Source organism: Fluviicola sp. (assembly GCF_030151805.1).
Lineage (GTDB): Bacteria > Bacteroidota > Bacteroidia > Flavobacteriales_D > Crocinitomicaceae > Fluviicola.
In genome coordinates this window covers 1-3824 of the sequence record NZ_JASLCN010000463.1, presented here as the reverse complement: position 1 = coordinate 3824, position 3824 = coordinate 1, and the positions used below count along the sequence as shown (strand labels likewise).

The window sequence follows — 3824 nt, the reverse complement described above, 5'->3', positions numbered from 1 at the left end:
GTCCTTAATCAACAATCCTTTCCAAACTCCCTCAATTTGAGCGCTCAAAAAAAATGTAACGAAAAGTGAAAAAATCGCTAATTGATATTTCATGTCTACTTATTCGTTAATTTTAAAAAAAAGTTGCTTTTCATTTGAAAAAAGCACCGTTAAATTGATGCTATGAAAACATTGTTATCCATTTCATTACTCCTGATTGCGTTTGTGAGTACAAGCCAAACGATCTATGACTTTAAAGTTACTGATATTGACGGAAACGAGTTCAACCTGGCATCGTTAAAAGGCAAGAAAGTCATGATTGTCAATACCGCTTCCAAATGCGGTTTCACTCCTCAGTACGAAGAACTTGAAAAGCTTTACAAAACCTACAAAGACAGCAATTTCGTTATCATCGGTTTTCCGTCCAATGACTTCATGTCCCAGGAACCCGGGAGCAACGAAGAAATCAAGGCGTTTTGTTCCAAAAATTATGGTGTAAGCTTTCCCATGATGAGCAAAATCGAAGTCAAAGGAAAAGACAAACATCCTTTATATCAGTTCCTGACTGAAAAATCAAAAAACGGTTACTCCGACAATTCCGTGAAATGGAATTTTCAGAAATACCTGATCAATGAAGAAGGCAAATTGGTAAAAGTCATCGCCCCTTCAACGAAACCACTCTCGGAAGAGATTGTGGGCTGGATCGTAAACAAATAACATACATACGAATGAAAATTAGAAACCTCGCTACCTTAGCATTTGTTGGCGCCACCTTTTTCAGCAGCGTACTAGCGCAAGATGAGAAAATTACTACATCAAAAGAATTCCAATACGAATGCGGAACTCCGTATCCGGTCGTAGATGCTGCTATTAAAAGCTACGCATCCAAAGATGGAAATGTTGTTTCCTTTAAAATGACCAAAGGGAAAGTGACCTTACAAAAATTCTCAGGTGCGAAAATTGCCCAGGAATCCATTGAAGTGTATGATGATTTCCCGAAAGGAACGGTTTACGAAGATGACCTGGAAACAGAAAACTTCGTTTACTTGTTGTTCTCTGTTTGGGACAAAGCAAATAAAACAGAGCAGCTTTATGTAAGAGCCATTAACCTGGATTCCGGGAAGTTTGAAAACGAAGGAGAACGCGTCATTGCAGTGGAAGGTAAAGTAACCGGTGGTGACGGAAACAAATTCAAACTGGCTACTTCTTTCGACAATTCCAAGTTATTGATCTATTTCCGCAAGAAGCCGGAATCCCGTAACGATAAAATCAACAAAGATGTAATCGGTCTGTACGTATTCAACACAGATTTGAAGCAGGTTTGGGGGAAAGACGTTGAGATGCCCTATACGGAAGCTCGTATGAATAACATCGATTACACAGTGGATTCAGACGGGAACGTTTTCGTTTTGACAGAAGTCATGAAAGACGGGGAAACCAGAAGATACGATCGCGATGACAATCCGAATTTTGACTATCAGTTAGTTTCTGTTTCTGAATCAGGTGTAGATGTAGACGCTTCCAACATTGATGTTCAAGGAAAATATGTAACGCAGGTAAATTTCTTTGAAGGAAAAAACAACGCGCTTTTATTGGCAGGTTTCTACGGAAACAAAAGAGGAGTTCAGGTAGATGGTCTTTTTTACTGTGCTATCGACAAATCTGGCGACCAGGCTGATTTCAGGTCTTTCGAGATCCCGACGCAATTGATCAAGCAGTTCATGTCTCAGAGAAGTCAGGACAAAATGGACAAAAAAGAGGAAAAAGGAAAAGATATCGGGATCACAAACATGGTTTTGCGTGAGTTGCACATTGCGGATGACGGAAGCATTTTGTTTGCGAGTGAAAAATATTACGTAGTCAGTCATTATAACTCTAAAACGGGGCAGTATACCTATACACATTACTACGAAGAAATGCTTGCCGGAAAAATCAACAAAAACGGTGAGTTGGTTTACATGAAGAAACTTCCGAAGAAACAAGTCAGCCCGACAACTTACAGTTCCTGGTACCGTGGCGGATTAGGCTACCGTTTGATCGTTTCGAAAAACAACTATTACTTCATGTTCCTTGACAATATCAAAAACCTCGAATTGGCAGAAAACAAGGTTCCTGAAAGACACGTTGACGGTAAAGGCGGATTCCTGACTGCGTACCAAATTAACAAAGAGACCGGAGAGGTTCGCAAGTTGTCGATTTTAGACACCCGGGATGCGCAGGGTTACGATTTGTTCCAGTTCAACACAGAACGTATCGTTGCACTCGATGATGACGAATTTGCATTGGAATGCTACATCAAAAGTAAGCAGGACATTATGATCAGAATTAAAGTTCTTGAGTAAGAAAAAAAGCTCCGATTTGATCGGAGCTTTTTTGTTTTTAATTCGTTAATATTTTGTTGATAAATACTAGCGTTTTAACCCTTTTTGGCTCAAAAAACGGGTTGAATTTCGTATATTTGTTCTGCACTGAAAAAGTGCATTTTTTAAGCAACTTATTTTATGAGCGAAGAAAAAAAGAATCAGGATTATTCCGCGGATAATATACAGGTATTAGAAGGTTTAGAAGCAGTACGTAAACGTCCGGCGATGTACATCGGGGATGTTGGCGTGAAAGGTCTTCACCACCTTGTTTACGAGGTTGTTGATAACTCCATCGATGAGGCTTTGGCTGGTCATTGTGACACGATCGGTGTGTGGATCAACGAAGACAATTCAATTACCGTCAAAGATAACGGTCGCGGAATTCCAACGGGAATCAACAAAAAAGAAGGAAAATCAGCACTTGAGATCGTCATGACGGTTCTTCATGCCGGTGGTAAGTTTGATAAAGATACTTACAAAGTTTCCGGTGGTCTTCACGGTGTTGGGGTTTCGTGTGTGAACGCATTGTCTACTCACTTGCATGCAGTTGTTCACCGCGACGGAAAGATCTTTGAACAGGAATACAACATCGGGAAACCATTGTATGATGTTCGTGAAGTTGGAAATTCTGATGCCCACGGAACGGAAGTTACTTTCAAACCGGACGGAACCATTTTTGAATTTACAGAATACAATTACGATACGCTTTGTGCGAGAATGCGTGAGCTGGCTTTCCTGAACAAAGGAATTACCATCACAATCACCGATTTACGCGAGGTTGACGAAAACGGAAAAGCAACTTCCAACATCTTTCATTCGGAAGGAGGTTTGCGTGAATTTGCGCAGTACCTGGATCGCAACCGCGAACCATTGATCACTGACGTGATTTACTTTGAAGGAGAACGTGAAGGAATTCCGGTTGAAGTTGCTTTGACTTACAACACTTCTTACACGGAAAATATTCAGGCATACGTCAACAACATCAACACGCATGAAGGAGGAACTCACTTATCCGGTTTCCGTCGTGGTTTGACAAATACGCTTAAAAAGTATGCTACTGACAGTGGAATGCTGGCAAGAGAGAAAATCGAAATTGATGGTGATGACTTCCGTGAAGGTTTGACTGCAGTTGTTTCTGTAAAAGTTCAGGAACCTCAGTTCGAAGGACAAACAAAAACGAAATTGGGTAACCGTGAAGTTACAGCTCCTGTTTCCCAGGCGGTTTCAGAAATGTTATCCATTTACCTGGAGGAGCATCCGGCAGAAGCAAAGATCATTGTTGATAAAGTGATTCTTGCAGCAAGAGCACGTCACGCAGCTCGTAAGGCACGTGAAATGGTTCAACGTAAGAACGTGATGTCAGGCTCAGGTTTACCGGGGAAATTGGCGGATTGTTCTGAAAAAGATCCTGCAATTTGTGAGATTTACCTTGTCGAGGGAGATTCGGCGGGTGGAACTGCAAAACAAGGTCGCGACCGATTA

General features: G+C 41.1%; 3 protein-coding genes. All 3 read left to right on the top strand.

From position 1 onward, the window contains the following. The first annotated feature begins 162 nt into the window (after positions 1–162). Positions 163–696 carry a glutathione peroxidase gene (locus Q1V93_RS17565; protein WP_300666467.1) on the top strand — a complete coding sequence of 178 codons (534 nt, stop codon included), beginning with the start codon at positions 163–165 and terminating at the stop codon, positions 694–696. Between the two features lie 11 nt (positions 697–707). Then, a complete protein-coding gene (locus Q1V93_RS17560) occupies positions 708–2321 on the top strand; it encodes a hypothetical protein (RefSeq protein ID WP_300666465.1) in 1614 nt (537 codons plus the stop codon). A gap of 159 nt (positions 2322–2480) precedes the next feature. Then, positions 2481–3824 (top strand): ATP-binding protein (locus Q1V93_RS17555; protein WP_300666464.1); only part of this gene is annotated, 1344 nt, incomplete at its 3' end.